Below are 15,371 nucleotides of genomic sequence, written 5' to 3'. Positions count from 1 at the left end.
GTGGCGGCGATGAAGGCCGTCGTGATGGCCGGGGGCGAGGGCACGCGCCTTCGCCCGATGACCGCCAACCAGCCCAAGCCCCTACTGCCGGTCGTGAACCGGCCGATCATGGAACACGTGCTGCGGCTGCTCAAGCGGCACGGATTCGACGACACGGTCGTGACCGTCCAGTTCCTCGCCACGCTGATCCGCAACTACTTCGGCGACGGCGAAGAACTCGGCATGAACCTCCACTACGTCGCCGAAGAGGTTCCACTCGGTACCGCGGGAAGCGTCAAGAACGCCGAAGAGCACCTGCGCGGAGAGCCGTTCATCGTGATCTCCGGTGACGCGCTCACCGACATCGACCTCAGCGACATGGTCCGCTTCCACCGCGAGAACGGCGCCATGGTGACGATCGGGCTCAAGAGGGTGGCCAACCCGCTGGAGTTCGGCATCATCATCGTCGACGAACAGGGGAGGGTCCAGCGCTTCCTGGAGAAGCCCACGTGGGGGCAGGTGTTCTCCGACACCGTCAACACCGGTATCTACATCATGGAGCCCGAGGTCCTCGACCACGTGGCGGCCGGCGAGGTCGTCGACTGGTCCGGTGACGTCTTCCCCAAGCTCCTCAAGGACGGCGCGCCGCTCTACGGTTACATCGCCGACGGCTACTGGGAGGACGTGGGAACCCACGAGAGCTACGTTCGCGCGCAGGCCGACGTGCTCTCCGGCAAGGTCGACGTCGAGATCGACGGCTTCGAGATGTCCCCGGGGATCTGGGTGGCCGAGGGAGCCGAGGTCGATCCCGACGCGGTCCTGAAGGGGCCGCTCTACATCGGCGACTACGCCAAGGTCGAAGCGGGCGCGGAACTGCGCGAGTTCACCGTCCTCGGCAGTAACGTCGTCGTCCGCTCCGAGGCATTCCTGCACCGGGCGGTCATCCACGACAACGTCTACGTCGGGGCCAGCACCAACCTGCGCGGCTGTGTCATCGGCAAGAACACCGACGTCATGGCCAGTGCCCGGATCGAGGAGGGCACGGTCGTCGGTGAGGAATGCGTCATCGAGTCCGAGGCCTACCTCGCCAACGACATCAAGGTCTACCCGTTCAAGACGATCGAGGCCGGAGCGGTCGTCAACACCAACGTCATCTGGGAGTCGCGCGGCCAGCGGTCGCTGTTCGGTCCCCGGGGCGTGTCCGGTCTGATCAACGTCGAGATCACACCGGAGCTCGCGGTCCGGTTGGCCAGCGCCTATGCCACCACCCTGAAGAAGGGGACGGTGGTCACCACCTCGCGCGACGTCTCCCGCGCGGCGCGTACGCTCAAGCGCGCGGTCATCAGCGCGCTGACCGCGGGCGCCATCAACGTGCAGGACCTGGAGGCGGTACCGCTCCCGGTGGCGCGCTTCCACACCAGTCAGACCGGTCTGGGGGGCGGTATTTCGCTGCGCACCACGCCCGGCGACCCCCAGTCGGTCGACATCATCTTCCTCGATGAACGGGGAGCCGACCTGTCGCCGGCCGCCCAGCGCAAACTGGAGCGGGTGTTCACCCGGCAGGAGTACCGCCGGGCCTTCCCCGGGGAGATCGCCGAGCTGTCCTTCCCGTCGCGCGACATCGAGAACTACGCGCACGAACTGCTGCGTCGCATCGACACCTCCGGTGTCGCCGAGGCGGGGCTGAAGGTCGTCGTCGACTGCGCCGGAGGCACCGGATCGCTCGTCCTGCCCTCGCTGCTGGGCCGGATCGGCGTGGAGGTGCTCACCGTCAACAACCGGCTCGACGAGGCGTCGCCGACCGACACGCTGGCCAAGCAGATGCGCGACCTGCAACGGCTGGGGGAGCTCGTCGGCTCCTCTGGGGCGGATTTCGGGGTGCGCTTCGATCCCGTCGCCGAGCGGCTGTCGATCGTGGACGGCAACGGGGAACTGGTCGACAACGAGCGGGCGCTGCTGGTGGTCTTGGACCTGGTGGCCGCGGAGCGCCGTGGCGGCCGGGTCGCGCTGCCGGTGACCACCACCCGGGTCGCCGAGCAGGTCGCCCGGTTCCATGGTGTCGAGGTCCAGTGGACGCCGACCGCGACCGATGAGCTCACCAAGGCGGCGATGGCCGACGACATCATCTTCGCCGCTGACGGCCGTGGCGGGTTCGTCCTTCCGGAGTTCTCCCGTACCAGCGACGGGATCGCGGCCTTCGTCCGCCTGCTGGGTCTGGTGGCGCGGACCAAGCTGTCCCTCAGCCAGATCGACGAGCGGATTCCGCGGGCCCACCTGATGCGGCGCTCGGTCCCCACCCCGTGGGCGGTCAAGGGCAGCGTCATGCGCGAGGTCGTCGAGGCCGCCGGAGAGCGCGAGATCGACACCACCGACGGCGTCCGGGTGATCGAGGCGGACGGGAGCTGGGCCCTGGTCCTGCCCGACACCGCCGAAGCCGTCACCCACCTGTGGGCCGAGGGGCCCGACAACGACGCCGCCCAGCGGCTGCTGGAGGAGTGGGCGGCCGTGGTCGAGCGGGCCGAAGGCTGAGTCGTCGCCGACGGCACGGGCGTGTGGGGGGCCTTGGCGCCTCCCACACGGCCGGATCGCCGGCCCGTGGGGCTGTGGCCGGGGCACAGAGCGCACGGTGGCACCGCCACGTCCCCGAGGGCTTCAAGGCGCCGCGAGCGCGAGGAGTGCAGAGCGGCTCTGGCCGAGGCGTGGGCGTGACGCAGATATGGTTTAGAGTCGAGTGTTCCCGGCGGAACCGCGCCGCCCGTATCCACCGGGATGTGCGAACGGTCGGGGCGGAGGACGGGAAGCGAGCCGACCATGGGGGAATGAGACCGTAGGAGGAAGCGAGCGGCGGGGCGACGCCGTGCCGTCCCCGCTTCCGGCAGCAGGGCCGGTTCACACCGGGCACCCTGGCAGCAAGAAGATGACCAGCCGAATCAAGCACCGCCCCGTGCGGTAGGAGGCCGAGCCGACCTATGTCGAGCGTTTACTGCACGCAGTGCGGTCACGCCGTTGCGGATGATGCCCGTTTCTGCTCCAACTGTGGTGTCCCCCTCCGCAGGCCAGGACAGGACGCGCCGCAGCCCCGGGAATACCGCGACTCCGTCGGCGAGACCACGTCCACGATCTCGATCTCCAAGATCCAGGCCATGGACGCCGAGGCCGACGCGCGTGACGAGCCCGTCGCCGATTCCGCCGCCGTCGAGGCGTTGCCCCCCGGCACCGCGCTGCTGGTGGTCAAGCGTGGCCCCAACGCCGGCAGCCGCTTCCTGCTGGACAGCGACCTCACCACGGCGGGACGTCACCCCAACAGTGACATCTTCCTGGATGACGTGACCGTCTCGCGTCGCCACGTGGAGTTCTTCCGGCGCGGCTCCTCTTTCGGGGTGCGCGACGTCGGGAGCCTCAACGGTACCTACGTCAACCGTGAACGGATCGACGAGGCCGAGCTCAACGCCGGTGACGAGGTCCAGATCGGGAAGTTCCGCCTGGTTCTGCTGACCGGCCAGCGGCGCGGCTGACCGAGGGCCGGCCGTGGACACGGCCGGCCGTACGGATGTTTGCGCCACCGCCGAGCCGGAGAGCTTTCTAACGAAGACCACCACCGATGGCGCGACGTGGAACATATCCGGAATATCCGGTTTTGAGGTACGGGAGCGATGCGGTTCCCGCAGATCACCGCACGTTTCCCGCCTCGACGCGCTCGGGCCTTGGCGGTGTACCGTGAAAGACGGAGCAGAGCACAGCTTGGCGAGTGCCCCTCCGGCACGACAAGTCGTGGGACGGAGCCGCAGTGAAGCACATGGAGGTTGTCGGCGTCCGGGTCGAGATGCCCTCGAACCAACCGATTGTCCTGCTGAAGGAGTCGGACGGGGAGCGTTACCTCCCCATCTGGATCGGCGCGGTCGAGGCGACCGCGATCGCCTTGGCGCAGCAGGGGGTCATGCCGGCCCGGCCGCTCACGCATGATCTCTTCCGTGACGTACTCGACGCCCTGGACGCCACGCTCACCACGGTGAACATCACCGCGCTGCGCGATGGCATCTTCTACGCCGAGCTGGTGTTCTCCAACGGGGTCGAGGTGAGCGCGCGCCCCTCGGACTCCATCGCGCTGGCTCTGCGCACGGGTGCGCCCATCTACGCGCGAGATGACGTGATCGACGAGGCGGGGGTGCCCATCCCCGACGAACAGGAGGACGAGGTCGAGAAGTTCAGGGAGTTCCTCGACAACATCACACCCGAGGACTTCGGCCGAACGACCTGAGACGGTCCCGGTCCCGCCGTCGACGGCCGCCCTCGGGCCGGGCCGTCGGGTGGAACAAAGGGAGCCGCGACGCGCCGACCGGCTTCGTTGACGCTCTGCATCCCCCCGGCTTACCGTCTTGTCGAAACAACCTGCGGCGTAACCCTTATCTCCCCCTGTCGAACCGCCGCAGGTCGAGGAGCCGGAGGTTCGGCGTGGCGGTTACGAGCGGTAAGCAGCAAGCCTCCGACCACAGGCGATCAGCGTTACGGCGAGCTGGAGAGCAGGGCCTGCTGTGTGAAGAGGACGTGGTGGCGCTGCCGATGGACGTCGGATACCGTGGCCCCGCGGCGTGTACCGCCGCGGGGATCACGTTCCGTCAGCTCGACTACTGGGCGAGGACCCGGCTCGTCGAGCCCAGCATCGAGCCCGCGCCCGGAGCGGGCGGCCAGCGCCTGTACAGTTTCCGCGACGTCTTGATCCTGAAGGTGGTCAAGCGTCTGCTGGACACGGGGATCTCCCTGCAACAGATCCGGACCGCGGTCCATCACCTGCGCCGTCGCCCCACGGCCGATCTCGCTCAGATCACCCTGATGAGCGACGGGGTCAGCGTTTATGAGTGCACCTCGCCCGATGAGGTCGTCGACCTCCTCCAGGGCGGGCAGGGCGTGTTCGGCATCGCGTTGGGGCGTGTCTGGCGCGAGCTGGAGGGGTCGTTGAGCGAGGTGCCGGGCGAGCGGCTCGCCGAACCCCTGCAGGCCGACCCCCATCCCGCCGACGAGCTGGCGCGCCGGAGACGGCGCCGCACCGGTTGAGCCCTCCGGGCGTCGCCCGGTTCGCCGTCTGGCTTCCCGTTCTCCCGATGTCTCTGCTACGGCCGAGGTGGTCCGGATCGGCCACTGGGCGCCCTGCTAGGCTCCCCGGCGCGGGATCCCGCTTAAGGGATCCCGCGCCGTTGTTCGTATCGGGTGGATTTCGCTCCGACAAGGTGGAACAGGGCCGTTTCCAGCCCTGTTTTATGGCGAAGAGCCCGATAAGGGATAATCCGCTTGAACGACCGCCGTTGATACCACACGGGAGAGACCCCTCCACGGGGCGCCGACGGGGCAACACTCCCCAGTAACCTCTCAGGCAAAAGGACCGTGTGGAGAGGCACTCTGGAGCACAGCGGGCGACACAGCCCGCGGCGCGGCCAACGTGGGTGACAGAGGGGGAGACCAGGAGCACGCCGCCCGCCGGCCCAGCGACCAGGAGGTCTCCATGTCCGTCCAGCCCACGCCCGCCCATCTCCCGGCCGGCGAGCCGGCACTGGACTTCGCCGACCGGCACATCGGCCCCGGCCCGTCGGAACGCGACACCATGCTGAAGACCGTGGGGTTCTCCTCCACGGCCGAGCTGATGGCCGCGGCCCTTCCCCAGGACATCCTCAGCGCCCCCGGCCGACCCGCCCCTCTGTCGCTGCCCGAGGCGGCGAGCGAGGGGACCGCGCTCGCCGAACTGCGCGCGCTGGCCCGACGCAACCAGGTGCTCACCTCGATGATCGGCCAGGGGTACTACGACACCGTGACCCCGCCGGTGATCCTGCGCAACATCATGGAGAATCCGGCCTGGTACACCGCCTACACCCCCTACCAGCCGGAGATCTCCCAGGGACGTCTGGAGGCCCTGCTCAACTTCCAGACCATGGTCGCCGACCTGACCGGACTGCCGGTCTCGGGCGCCTCCCTGCTCGACGAGGCCACCGCCGCGGCCGAGGCCATGACCCTGGCCCGCCGGGCCACCAAGGCCAAGAGCTCCACCTTCGTCGTCGACTCCGACATCTTCCCGCAGACCCTCGCCGTGCTGCGCACGCGGGCCGAGCCGCTGGGGATCGACGTCGTCGTGGCCGACCTTGACAAGGGGCTTCCCGCGGGCGACGCCTTCGGCGTGCTCGTGCAGTACCCCGCGGCGAGCGGGGCCGTACGCGATCCGCGCGCCCTCATCGAGGCCGCCCACGAGCGCGGCGCCCTCGCCGTGGTCGCCGCCGACATCCTCGCGCTCACCGTGCTGCGCTCCCCGGGAGAGTTCGGCGCCGACATCGTGGTCGGCTCCACCCAGCGTTTCGGCGTCCCCATGGGCTTCGGCGGGCCGCACGCCGGTTACATGTCGGTGCGGGAGGGCCTCCAGCGCCAGCTTCCCGGACGCCTGGTGGGGGTCTCGGTCGACGCATCGGGCCGGCCCGCCTACCGCCTGGCCCTACAGACCCGCGAACAGCACATCCGCCGGGAGAAGGCGACCAGCAACATCTGCACCGCCCAGGTGCTGCTCGCCGTGATGGCGGGCATGTACGCCGTCCACCACGGCCCCCAGGGACTGCGCGCGATCGCCGAACGGGTGCACGGCCACGCGACCCGGCTCGCCGCTGGGCTGCGCGCGCAGGGCGCCGAGGTGCTTCACGCGGAGTTCTTCGACACGCTGCGGGTCCGGGTCCCCGGTCGGGCCGGGGCGGTCGTCGACGCCGCCCGCGAGCGGGGAATCAACCTGCTGCGCGCCGACGACGACACGGTCGGGCTCTCCTGCGACGAGGTGACCACCTCCGAGCACGTCGACCTGGTGCTGGAGGCCTTCGCGAGCACGGCCGCCGAGCCGGTCGCCGAGGTGGCGCAACCCCCGGCCGCCGCGGACGCGCTGCCGGCGGCCCTGCGGCGCGACGTCGACTACCTCACCCACCCCGTGTTCACCACCCACCGCAGCGAGACCTCGCTGCTGCGCTACATGCGCCGTCTCTCCGACAAGGACCTCGCGCTGGACCGCACGATGATCCCGCTGGGCTCGTGCACCATGAAGCTCAACGCGACCGCGGAGATGGAGCCCATCACCTGGCCGGAGTTCGCCGGACTCCACCCGTTCGCGCCGCTGGACCAGGCCGCCGGGACCCTTGAGCTCATCCGCGACCTCGAGAGATGGCTCGCCGAGGTCACCGGCTACGACGCCGTGTCCCTGCAGCCCAACGCGGGCTCCCAAGGAGAGCTCGCCGGATTGCTGGCCATCCGCGCCTACCATCGCGACCGCGGGGAGGAGGGGCGCGACCTGTGCCTCATCCCCGCCTCGGCGCACGGCACCAACGCCGCCAGCGCGGTCATGGCCGGTATGCGGGTACGGGTGGTGGCCTGCGACGAGGACGGCAACGTCGACCTGGAGGACCTGCGGGCCAAGATCGACGCCGACCGCGACCGGCTGGCCGCGATCATGGTGACCTACCCGTCCACCCACGGTGTCTACGAGGACACCATCACCGAGGTCTGCCGCCTGGTGCACGAGGCCGGTGGGCAGGTGTACGTGGACGGGGCCAACTTCAACGCCCTGCTCGGCTGGGCCAAGCCCGGCGAGTTCGGCGCCGACGTCAGCCACCTCAACCTGCACAAGACCTTCTGCATCCCGCACGGGGGCGGCGGCCCCGGGGTCGGCCCGGTCGCCGTACGGGCCCACCTGGCCGCGTTCCTGCCCAACCACCCGGCGCAGCCGGAGGCCGGCCCCTACACGGGGGTCGGCCCGGTCTCGGCCGCGCCGTTCGGTTCGGCGGGGATCCTCCCGATCTCGTGGGCCTACATCCGGATGATGGGGGAGCGGGGCCTGCGCGCGGCCACGGAGGCCGCGGTGCTCGGCGCGAACTACATCGCCAAGCGGTTGGCGGCCCACTACCCGGTGCTCTACACCGGCGCCGGCGGGCTGGTCGCCCACGAGTGCATCATCGACGTGCGGGCCCTGAGCAAGCGGACCGGTATCAGCAACGAGGACATCGCCAAACGGCTCATCGACTACGGGTTCCACGCGCCGACGATGTCCTTCCCGGTGGCCGGGACGCTCATGGTCGAGCCGACCGAGAGCGAGAACCTGGAGGAGCTGGACCGTTTCATCGACGCGATGATCGCCATCCGCGGCGAGATCGAACGGGTCGCCGAGGGCGGCTACGACGCCACCGACAACCCGCTCAAGAACGCGCCGCACACGGCCGAGGCGGTCAGCGCCGACGAGTGGACGCACGCCTACCCGCGTAGCGAGGCCGCCTACCCCGTGCCGGCCCTGCGGCTGAACAAGTACTGGTCCCCGGTCGGCCGCATCGACCAGGCCTACGGCGACCGCAACCTGGTCTGCTCCTGCCCGGCCCCCGAGGCGTTCGAGGACTGATCCGCTCCCCACTCGGCCGCCTTCCGGGCGGATCTCCGGAAGACGGCCGGGTGGGCTCGACGAGGGCGCCGTCCCGGGGCCGAGGCGACGGTGGGCAGGGCGGGAAACGCGGGGGCCGCGCAACGGTCCCCGGGACGCGCCGCCGGTCCCGTCCCGGATCCGGGACGCGCCGCGCTGCCCCAGGGGGACCGGGCCGTGGCACCCGCTAGTCTCCGAGTGCAACCACCCCCGCGTGAAAGTGGCCGCAGATGACCGCGACCCCCGGTGTGCCCGCCTCCAGCGCCATGACCGACGATCACGACCCCGCGCTCCTGTGCGAACAGGCCCGCGACCTCGCCCGCCAGGGACGGCTTTCACCGGCCGCCCGCCTCTACGAACAGGTCGTGGCCCAAGGGGACGGGCCCCACCGCGCGCGGGCCGCGTTCGGCTTGGCCGTGATCCACCGCGACCTGGGCGAGGTGGAACGCGCCCGCGACCTCTGCCGGACCGCCATGGCCACCGGCGATCCCGAGTTCGCCCCGCGGGCCGCCTGCCATCTCGCGCTGTCCTACGAGGAGGAGGGCGCCCACCGGGAGGCGGGCGAGGCGTGGCGGCAGGCGTTGGAGTACGACGCGGGACGCTACGCCCCGGTCGCCCACCACGGGCTGGCCCGGCTGGCCGAGGCGCGCGGTGACGAGGCGACCGCGCGCGAGCACTGGGGGCTCGCCCTGCGCGGCGGCGCGGCCCCGGCGGTGGTCGAGGCGGCCTTGGACTACGCCGGACGGCTGCTGTCCCGCGGCGAGGTCGAACAGGCCGAGCAGGTGGTGCTGCGCGGCCTGGAGGAAGGCGAGCACACCGGTTTGCGCGTCCTGCTCGGCGCGGTGCACGTGGAACGCGCGATCGCCCAGTTCGGCGCGGTCGCCGCGGCGGCCGCCGATGGTTCCGCGGTGACCCCGCGTCCCGATCCGGGAACGGCCGGCGTGGCGTTCGAACTACTGGCCCGCCTGCTCGCGGTGCGCGGAGACACCACCGGCTCCGCCGAGACCTGGGAGCAGGGGTTGGACCACCCCGACCCCGCGGTCGCCCAAGAGGTGCGCGCACGGCTGCGGAGGGGGTTCCTCCACCCCGTCTCCGAGCCGGGGGACGGCTTCACGGCGGAGACGGAAGCGGACCCCGGCGCGCAGGCCGGCGCCTGGTGGGACCCCTACGTCGAGACCGCGGCCGTCCAGAACAGCACCCCGATGCTGACGGGAGAGCTGTTCGTGGCGATCACCCGGATGCGTGACCTGCTCGCCCCGCCGCTCGCCACCGGGGCCGCGCGTCCGGCGGAGCTGCGTCGGGCGATGGAGGAGGCCGTCGCCGTACCCGACGACTACGTGTGGGGTCCGGCGCTCCGCGACGACCTGCGCGAGCGCGCGTCACAAGGGGACCGGACGGGGTGAACGACCCCGGTCCGCGCGAGGCGTCGCGGCACTAGCCTGGCCGTATGCAGATCGACACGCCCCGAGGCCCGGCCCGGGTGGACCTCGACGAGCCCGAGGGCCCGCCCACCCTCCTGTTGGTCATCACCCACGGCGCGGGCGGCGGGGTGGACGCGCCCGACATCCTCGCGGTCCGCGACGCCGTCGTCGCCTCGGGCGGCGCGGTGGCACGGGTCACCCAGCCCTACCGGGTGGCCGGGCGCGCCATGCCGGGGTCGGCCACCCGTCCCCAGGACGAGGCGTGGAGCGCGGTGGTCACCGCGGTGCGCGCCAGGTTCCCCGGCGTCCCGCTGGTGCTCGCGGGACGCAGCAACGGCGCCCGCGTGGCGTGCCGCACCGCGAGGCCGCTGGGGGCCGACGCGGTGGTCGCCCTGGCCTTCCCGCTGCACCCACCGGGCCGCCCCGAGAAGTCCAGGGCGGACGAACTGCGTGCCACCGGGGTGGCGACCCTGGTGGTCAACGGGGACCGTGATCCGTTCGGGGTGCCCGACCCCGCCGACGCGACACGGCTCGTGGTGCGTCCCGGGGAACGCCATGACCTCGCCAAGGACCCGGCCGCGGTCGCCGACGCGGTGGTGGCCTGGCTGACCTCGGCCCTGGGCGGGTGAGACGAGGGGGCGGGTCGGCGCCGCCCCCTCGGGGGCCCTGTTGTTAAGCCGCCGCGCGGACGTCGGTGGGACGGCGCGGGGCGATGACGCGGCCGTCGGGCAGCAGCTCTCCGGTGTCCTCGAAGACGACCACGCCGTTGCACAGCAGACTCCAGCCCTGCTCGGGGTGGCTGGCGATGACGCGCGCGGCCTCGCGGTCACGGTCCTGGGAGGACGGGCATTCGGGGTGATGACGGCACATCGTCGTGCCTCCGGTTCGGTCGTTCGTTGCCACTTCGGCGTGTGACGCCTACGCGAACTCTAGTGGTGGACGTCACATCGCACTGCCCATTCTGAGGGATCGACCGTTCTCGCGGGGACGGCTGGATCGGGCGATTTCGGAACCGGCCGGAACCGGCCCGACCGGGAACCGCCGACCGCGCGACGGCATCGAAGGGCGAAGGCCCGTGCCGGGCCCGCTCTCAGCCCGACGACGCGGTCCGCCCGGCCAGGACGCCACGGGAGAGCTGGTCGGCCCGGCGGATCGGTTCGGGCAGCCGGTAGCGCGGGGTCAGCCGCAGCACCAGGCGGGTCGCGCCCTCCAGGTCCACGCGGTGTCCCACGGAGACGTAGACCGGTTTGACGCCCTCACGGGTGCGCAGGGCGCGACCAAGGACCTCCTCTCCCTCGCGCAGTTCGCTCCACGCCCCCCGCTGTGCCGCCGGGGCCTCGGTCCGACCGACGAACGCCGACTTGGCCACCCCCAGGGCGGGCCGGTCCAGCAGCACCCCCAAGTGGCAGGCCAGACCGAAGCGGCGTGGATGGGCCAGCCCGTACCCGTCGCAGACGTAGACATCGGGCCGCACCCGCAGCCGGTCCACGGCCTCCAACAGGGGCGGGAGCTCCCGGAACGCGAACAGGCCGGGCACGTAGGGAAAGCGCGGCCGGGCGGTGACGACCGAGGTCTCGACCACCTCCAAGGTGTCCGCCGTCATGACCACGGCGGCGGCCACCAGGCGTTCCTCGTCCACCGCGTAGGTCACGTCCAGGCCCGCGACCACCGACACCGCGTCGGCCTCCAGCGCCTCCGGCCGGACCCGCCCGGCCAGACGCTCCTGGACGGCGCGCGCCGCCTCGGGGTCGGCCGGCCAGGGATCCCCGACACCGGGGACGATGAGATCTCCGGACACGCCGCCTGTCCTCCTCGTGGTGACGGCACCACGCCCTCGCCCCGACGGCCGGTTCGAAAGTGCCGGGGAAAGGCTGCGGTGCCGGAAGTGGCATGTCTACTATGGCGCAAGCGGTCTGACCGAGGACCGGGCGGGTCGCGCCGCCGGGGCCCGGCACGAGGAAGGACGGGGAAACCGTTGCGCATCGGGCTGTTCGTCGCCTGCGTCACCGACTCGCTCTTCCCCGCCACCGCGCGCGCCACCCTTCACCTCCTGGAGCGGCTCGGCCACCAGGTGCTCTTCCCGCAGGGACAGACCTGCTGCGGCCAGGTCCACCACACCTCCGGTTACCGTCGTGAGGCCATGACGCTGGCGGCCCGCTTCGCCGACGTCTTCTCCGGGTGCGACCTCGTCGTCACCCCCTCGGCGTCGTGCGCCGCGATGGTCCGGCGCGCCTATCCGCGCTTTGCGACGCGCGATCCGGCCGTGGCGAGGGCCCCGCGGGTGCTGGAGCTCACCGAGTTCCTCGTCGACGTCGCCGACACCGTCGACGTCGGCGCCTACTTCCCCTATCGCGTCACCTACCAGCCCACCTGCCAGGCCCCGCGCTCCCCACGGGGGGACGAGCGTCCCCTGCGCCTGCTGCGCGCGGTGCGCGGCCTCGAACTGGTCGAACTTCCCCGAGCGGGGGAGTGCTGTGGTTTCGGCGGGGCCTTCGCCTGGAAGAACGCCGACACCTCGGTGGCCATCGTCGCCGACCGCCTCCGCGACATCGGCCAGAGCGGGGCCGAGGTCGTGTGCGCCTCCGACGACGCCTGCCTCACCCAGATCAGCGGTGCCCTGTCACGGTTGCGCGGCGCCGTACGGGCCCTGCACATCGCCGAGGTCCTCGCCGCGACCGAGGCGGGGCCCGCGCCGGCGGGTGGGCGCTGAGCGATGCCGCGTCCCACCCATCAGCGCCTGCCCTGGGCCCAATTGCTGCGCCGCGGCGCCGAACGGCGTCCACCGGGCCCGCCCCGTTTCGCCGACGTCGCCCGCGAGACGCTTGAGGACACCCGGTCGCGTCGGTTGCGGGCCGAGGCGGGCGCGCGGCTGCGCGCCCGCAGGGCGCGGGGACGCGCCGAGGAGCCCGCCTGGGAGGCCATGCGGGCCGAGGCGGGCGAAGCCCGCGAACGGGCACTGGCCGACCTCGAACACCACCTCCTGTCCTTCGAGAAGGCGGCCGAGACCCGTGGTACCCGCGTCCACTGGGCACGGGACCCCGCGGAGGTCCGCGGCATCGTCACGGACCTGGTCGTGGCCACCGGAGCCCGCGACGCCGTGCTCACCTCCTCGGCCACCCTGCGCGAGACCGGTGTCGCCCGCGCCCTGGCCGGCGCGGGTGTCAGGCCGCACGAGTCCGCGTTGGCCGACCTGATCGCCGCGCTCGCCGACGACCCGCCCACGGCCGAGTCGCGGGCGTCGGGCCGGCACGACCGCGCCCGTGCCAGGGAGACGTTGCTGCGCCACCTGCCCGGCGCGCCCTCCGACCTCCCCGACGACCCGGTCGTCCTCGTCGAGGCCGCGCGCGACCATCTGCGCGACCGGCTGCTGGAGACCGCGGTCGCGATCACGGGGGCCAACTTCCTGGTCGCCGAGACCGGGAGCGTGGTGCTGATGGAGACCGAGGGCAACGCCCGCATGGCGGCCACGTCGGCGGACACGCTCATCGTGGTCGCCGGCATCGACAAGATCGTCGCCTCCCGCTCCGACCTGGGCGTGCTGCTGCGCACCTGGTCGCGTTCGGCCACCGGCGATCCGCTCGTCCCCGTTGTCACCGAATGGGGCGGGCCGGACCGCGACGGGGACGGACCACGCGACGTGCACGTCGTGCTCGTCGACGCCGGACGTTCGCGCGCCCTGGCCGCTCCCGCCGGACGCGACGCGCTGCGCTGTGTCCACTGCACCGCCTGCCTGGACGTATGCCCGGTGTTCGAGCGCGTCGGCGCGCGCCCCTACGGCTCGGTGCGTCCCGGTCCGATCGGCGCCGCGCTCACGCCCCTCCTGGAGGGGACGGCAACGGCGCGCACCGCGTCGCTGCCCTTCGCCTCCACGCTGTGCGGCGCGTGCGCGGATGTCTGCCCGGTCGGGGTCGACGTTCCCGAGGTGCTGCTGGAGCTGCGGGCACGTGTCGTCGACGAACGGCGGGCCAACCCGGTGCCGACACCCGAGTCGGTGGCGATGCGCAGCGCCGAGTGGGTGCTCGGCGACGAGCGCCGCTACGCCGCGGCCCAGGCGACCGCGATCCGCTGGGCGCGGCTGCTCGCCCGCGCCGGGCGCATCCGCCGGCTACCGGGGCTGCTCGGCCGCTGGACCGAGGCCAGGGACCTGCCGGCGCCGCCCACCGAGCCCTTCCGGGCCTGGTGGCGTAGACGGCGGGCCGCAGACGGGAGGTGAGACGATGGGCGACGGACAGGCACGGGCCGAGATCCTGGCGCGCGTCCGTCAGGCCGGCGTGGTCGCGGGGGCCGGACACGTCGAGACGTTCGGCCGTGAGCGGGCCGCCGGCGGGGGCGGTGCCGGCACCGCGTCCGGTGACGCGGTCGCGGGGTTCATCGAGCGCCTGGCCGCCCGCGGCGTCGGGGTACAGCACGTGGCGGACCCCGACGACCTGCCACGGGTCGTCGCCTCGTCGTTGTGGGCCAACGGCGTCCGGCGCATCGCGGTGCCGCGCGACCTGTCGGCGCTGTGGCTCAGCGAACTCGACGGGGTGTGGATCACCCGGGACGATCCCCCCGGAAGCCTGTCGGTGCGCGCGATCGAGGCCGCGGGGGCGGCGGTGACCGGCTGCGCGGTCGCGGTCGCCGAGACCGGGACCCTGGTGCTGGACGGAGGTCCGCGGCAGGGGCGCAAGGCTCTCGCCCTGCTGCCGGCCCACCACCTGTGCGTGGTGGAGTCCCGCAGGATCGTGCCCACCGTGGCCGAGGCACTGGAGCGGCTCGATCCGCTGCGCTCCACGGTGTGGCTCACCGGGACCACCCGCACCACCGCCATCGACCAGGCCGCGGTCGCGGGGCCGCACGGGCCCGCCCGCATCGACGTCGTCGTGGTGGACTGAGCCGGGGCGCGCTCGCCTCAGGAACGGCCGGCGACGTCGGGGGTCTGCTCCCGGGAGGGTTCGCCGCGGCCGGTACCGGCCTCCAGGCAGCCCCACACCGTCACCACGGTGTTGATCACGGTGAAGACGGCCAGGGGGTGGTAGAAGCGGTTCAGCGCCTCCGTCTGCGCGGGGTCGCCGGCGAAGACCGTCAACCCGTACAGCACGCCGGCGCCGATCGCGCAGGCCAGGATCCCGCGCCACCAGCCGACCAGCTCGTAGCGGATCCGCGCCCACCCGCGCTGCGGCGGCCGGGGCGGGAGCGGGGCGCCGGCGAAGCGGTGGGCGAACCTGGCGTCGGCCCAGCGGACCATCGAGTGTCCGTAGGCCACGGTGAAGCCCAGATAGAGCGCGCCGAGGCCGTGCCCGAACTCGGCCGTACCGCCATGGTGGAGGTGCAACGCGATCGCGGCGAGCAGCACCACGTCCAGCAGGGGCAGGCTCAGCAGCAGCGCCGAACTGAGCCGCCGCGCGCGCAGCAGGTAGCGGGCGGCCAGCCCTCCCAGGAGCAGCACCCAGAAGGCGGCCTCACAGGCCAGGATGAACGCGACGATCATCACGGTTCCCTTGTCCACGTTCGGTGTGTCGGCCTTCAGCATGGCCCGCGGGCCCCTCGTGGAGCATCGCCCGCGCTGA

The 15,371-nt window shown here is 72.3% G+C and carries 13 protein-coding genes and 1 riboswitch; of the genes, 10 read left to right on the top strand and 3 right to left on the bottom strand.

Features of this window, described 5'->3' with window-relative positions:
- Positions 1 to 9: 9 nt before the first annotated feature.
- From ACYVHU_RS20775 to ACYVHU_RS20745, 7 genes are all read left to right on the top strand, one after another.
- Entirely contained in the window at positions 10 to 2,508 is a 2,499-nt protein-coding gene (locus ACYVHU_RS20775) for a mannose-1-phosphate guanyltransferase (RefSeq protein WP_078759713.1), read from the top strand.
- A 440-nt stretch (positions 2,509 to 2,948) separates the two neighbouring features.
- Positions 2,949 to 3,494, top strand: a complete 546-nt coding sequence (locus tag ACYVHU_RS20770; RefSeq protein WP_078759712.1) for an FHA domain-containing protein — start codon at positions 2,949 to 2,951, stop codon at positions 3,492 to 3,494.
- Positions 3,495 to 3,766: 272 nt separating this feature from the next.
- Positions 3,767 to 4,237 carry a bifunctional nuclease family protein gene (locus ACYVHU_RS20765; protein WP_078759711.1) on the top strand — a complete coding sequence of 157 codons (471 nt, stop codon included), beginning with the start codon at positions 3,767 to 3,769 and terminating at the stop codon, positions 4,235 to 4,237.
- A gap of 194 nt (positions 4,238 to 4,431) precedes the next feature.
- Positions 4,432 to 5,031 (top strand): MerR family transcriptional regulator, encoded by a 600-nt coding sequence (locus ACYVHU_RS20760; RefSeq protein ID WP_078759710.1) that lies wholly within the window; start codon positions 4,432 to 4,434, stop codon positions 5,029 to 5,031.
- 249 nt (positions 5,032 to 5,280) lie between these two features.
- A riboswitch (glycine riboswitch) is annotated at positions 5,281 to 5,369 on the top strand.
- 107 nt (positions 5,370 to 5,476) lie between these two features.
- A complete protein-coding gene (gene gcvP / locus ACYVHU_RS20755; RefSeq protein WP_498949303.1) occupies positions 5,477 to 8,383 on the top strand; it encodes an aminomethyl-transferring glycine dehydrogenase in 2,907 nt (968 codons plus the stop codon).
- A 248-nt stretch (positions 8,384 to 8,631) separates the two neighbouring features.
- A complete protein-coding gene (locus ACYVHU_RS20750; protein WP_078759708.1) occupies positions 8,632 to 9,804 on the top strand; it encodes a tetratricopeptide repeat protein in 1,173 nt (390 codons plus the stop codon).
- A 44-nt stretch (positions 9,805 to 9,848) separates the two neighbouring features.
- The gene (locus ACYVHU_RS20745) at positions 9,849 to 10,451 is read left to right on the top strand and encodes an alpha/beta hydrolase family protein (protein WP_078759707.1); all 603 of its coding nucleotides are present in this window, start codon (positions 9,849 to 9,851) and stop codon (positions 10,449 to 10,451) included.
- A 43-nt stretch (positions 10,452 to 10,494) separates the two neighbouring features.
- Here the strand turns inward: ACYVHU_RS20745 and ACYVHU_RS20740 are convergent, their stop codons facing one another.
- Together ACYVHU_RS20740 and ACYVHU_RS20735 are read right to left on the bottom strand one after the other, a co-directional pair.
- Positions 10,495 to 10,692 carry a DUF5999 family protein gene (locus ACYVHU_RS20740; RefSeq protein ID WP_078759706.1) on the bottom strand — a complete coding sequence of 66 codons (198 nt, stop codon included), beginning with the start codon at positions 10,690 to 10,692 and terminating at the stop codon, positions 10,495 to 10,497.
- A 220-nt stretch (positions 10,693 to 10,912) separates the two neighbouring features.
- Positions 10,913 to 11,620 carry an endonuclease V gene (locus ACYVHU_RS20735; RefSeq protein WP_078759705.1) on the bottom strand — a complete coding sequence of 236 codons (708 nt, stop codon included), beginning with the start codon at positions 11,618 to 11,620 and terminating at the stop codon, positions 10,913 to 10,915.
- A 177-nt stretch (positions 11,621 to 11,797) separates the two neighbouring features.
- Between ACYVHU_RS20735 and ACYVHU_RS20730 the strand changes: the two genes are divergently transcribed.
- Genes ACYVHU_RS20730 through ACYVHU_RS20720 form a run of 3 tightly spaced genes read left to right on the top strand, consistent with a single transcriptional unit; the run spans position 11,798 to position 14,696 of the window.
- Positions 11,798 to 12,532, top strand: coding sequence for a (Fe-S)-binding protein (locus tag ACYVHU_RS20730; protein WP_078759704.1), 735 nt, complete (start codon positions 11,798 to 11,800; stop codon positions 12,530 to 12,532).
- Between the two features lie 3 nt (positions 12,533 to 12,535).
- Entirely contained in the window at positions 12,536 to 14,035 is a 1,500-nt protein-coding gene (locus ACYVHU_RS20725) for a LutB family protein (RefSeq protein ID WP_498949300.1), read from the top strand.
- 4 nt (positions 14,036 to 14,039) lie between these two features.
- Entirely contained in the window at positions 14,040 to 14,696 is a 657-nt protein-coding gene (locus ACYVHU_RS20720) for a LutC/YkgG family protein (RefSeq protein WP_078759702.1), read from the top strand.
- A 17-nt stretch (positions 14,697 to 14,713) separates the two neighbouring features.
- Here the strand turns inward: ACYVHU_RS20720 and ACYVHU_RS20715 are convergent, their stop codons facing one another.
- Positions 14,714 to 15,334 (bottom strand): hypothetical protein, encoded by a 621-nt coding sequence (locus ACYVHU_RS20715; protein ID WP_235000624.1) that lies wholly within the window; start codon positions 15,332 to 15,334, stop codon positions 14,714 to 14,716.
- Between the last annotated feature and the right edge of the window lie 37 nt (positions 15,335 to 15,371).

The organism is Marinactinospora endophytica (genome assembly GCF_054780875.1).
The sequence above is the reverse complement of the archived record's forward strand: the minus strand, read 5'-3'. Positions and strand labels throughout refer to the sequence as shown.

Coding starts and splice junctions, on each gene's coding strand:
- ACYVHU_RS20775 (WP_078759713.1), top strand. CDS start 10: ATGAAGGCCGTCGTGATGGCCGGGGGCGAGGGCACGCGCCTTCGCCCG.
- ACYVHU_RS20770 (WP_078759712.1), top strand. CDS start 2,949: ATGTCGAGCGTTTACTGCACGCAGTGCGGTCACGCCGTTGCGGATGAT.
- gcvP (WP_498949303.1), top strand. CDS start 5,477: ATGTCCGTCCAGCCCACGCCCGCCCATCTCCCGGCCGGCGAGCCGGCA.
- ACYVHU_RS20750 (WP_078759708.1), top strand. CDS start 8,632: ATGACCGCGACCCCCGGTGTGCCCGCCTCCAGCGCCATGACCGACGAT.
- ACYVHU_RS20745 (WP_078759707.1), top strand. CDS start 9,849: ATGCAGATCGACACGCCCCGAGGCCCGGCCCGGGTGGACCTCGACGAG.
- ACYVHU_RS20740 (WP_078759706.1), bottom strand. CDS start 10,692: ATGTGCCGTCATCACCCCGAATGCCCGTCCTCCCAGGACCGTGACCGC.
- ACYVHU_RS20725 (WP_498949300.1), top strand. CDS start 12,536: ATGCCGCGTCCCACCCATCAGCGCCTGCCCTGGGCCCAATTGCTGCGC.
- ACYVHU_RS20720 (WP_078759702.1), top strand. CDS start 14,040: ATGGGCGACGGACAGGCACGGGCCGAGATCCTGGCGCGCGTCCGTCAG.
- ACYVHU_RS20715 (WP_235000624.1), bottom strand. CDS start 15,334: ATGCTGAAGGCCGACACACCGAACGTGGACAAGGGAACCGTGATGATC.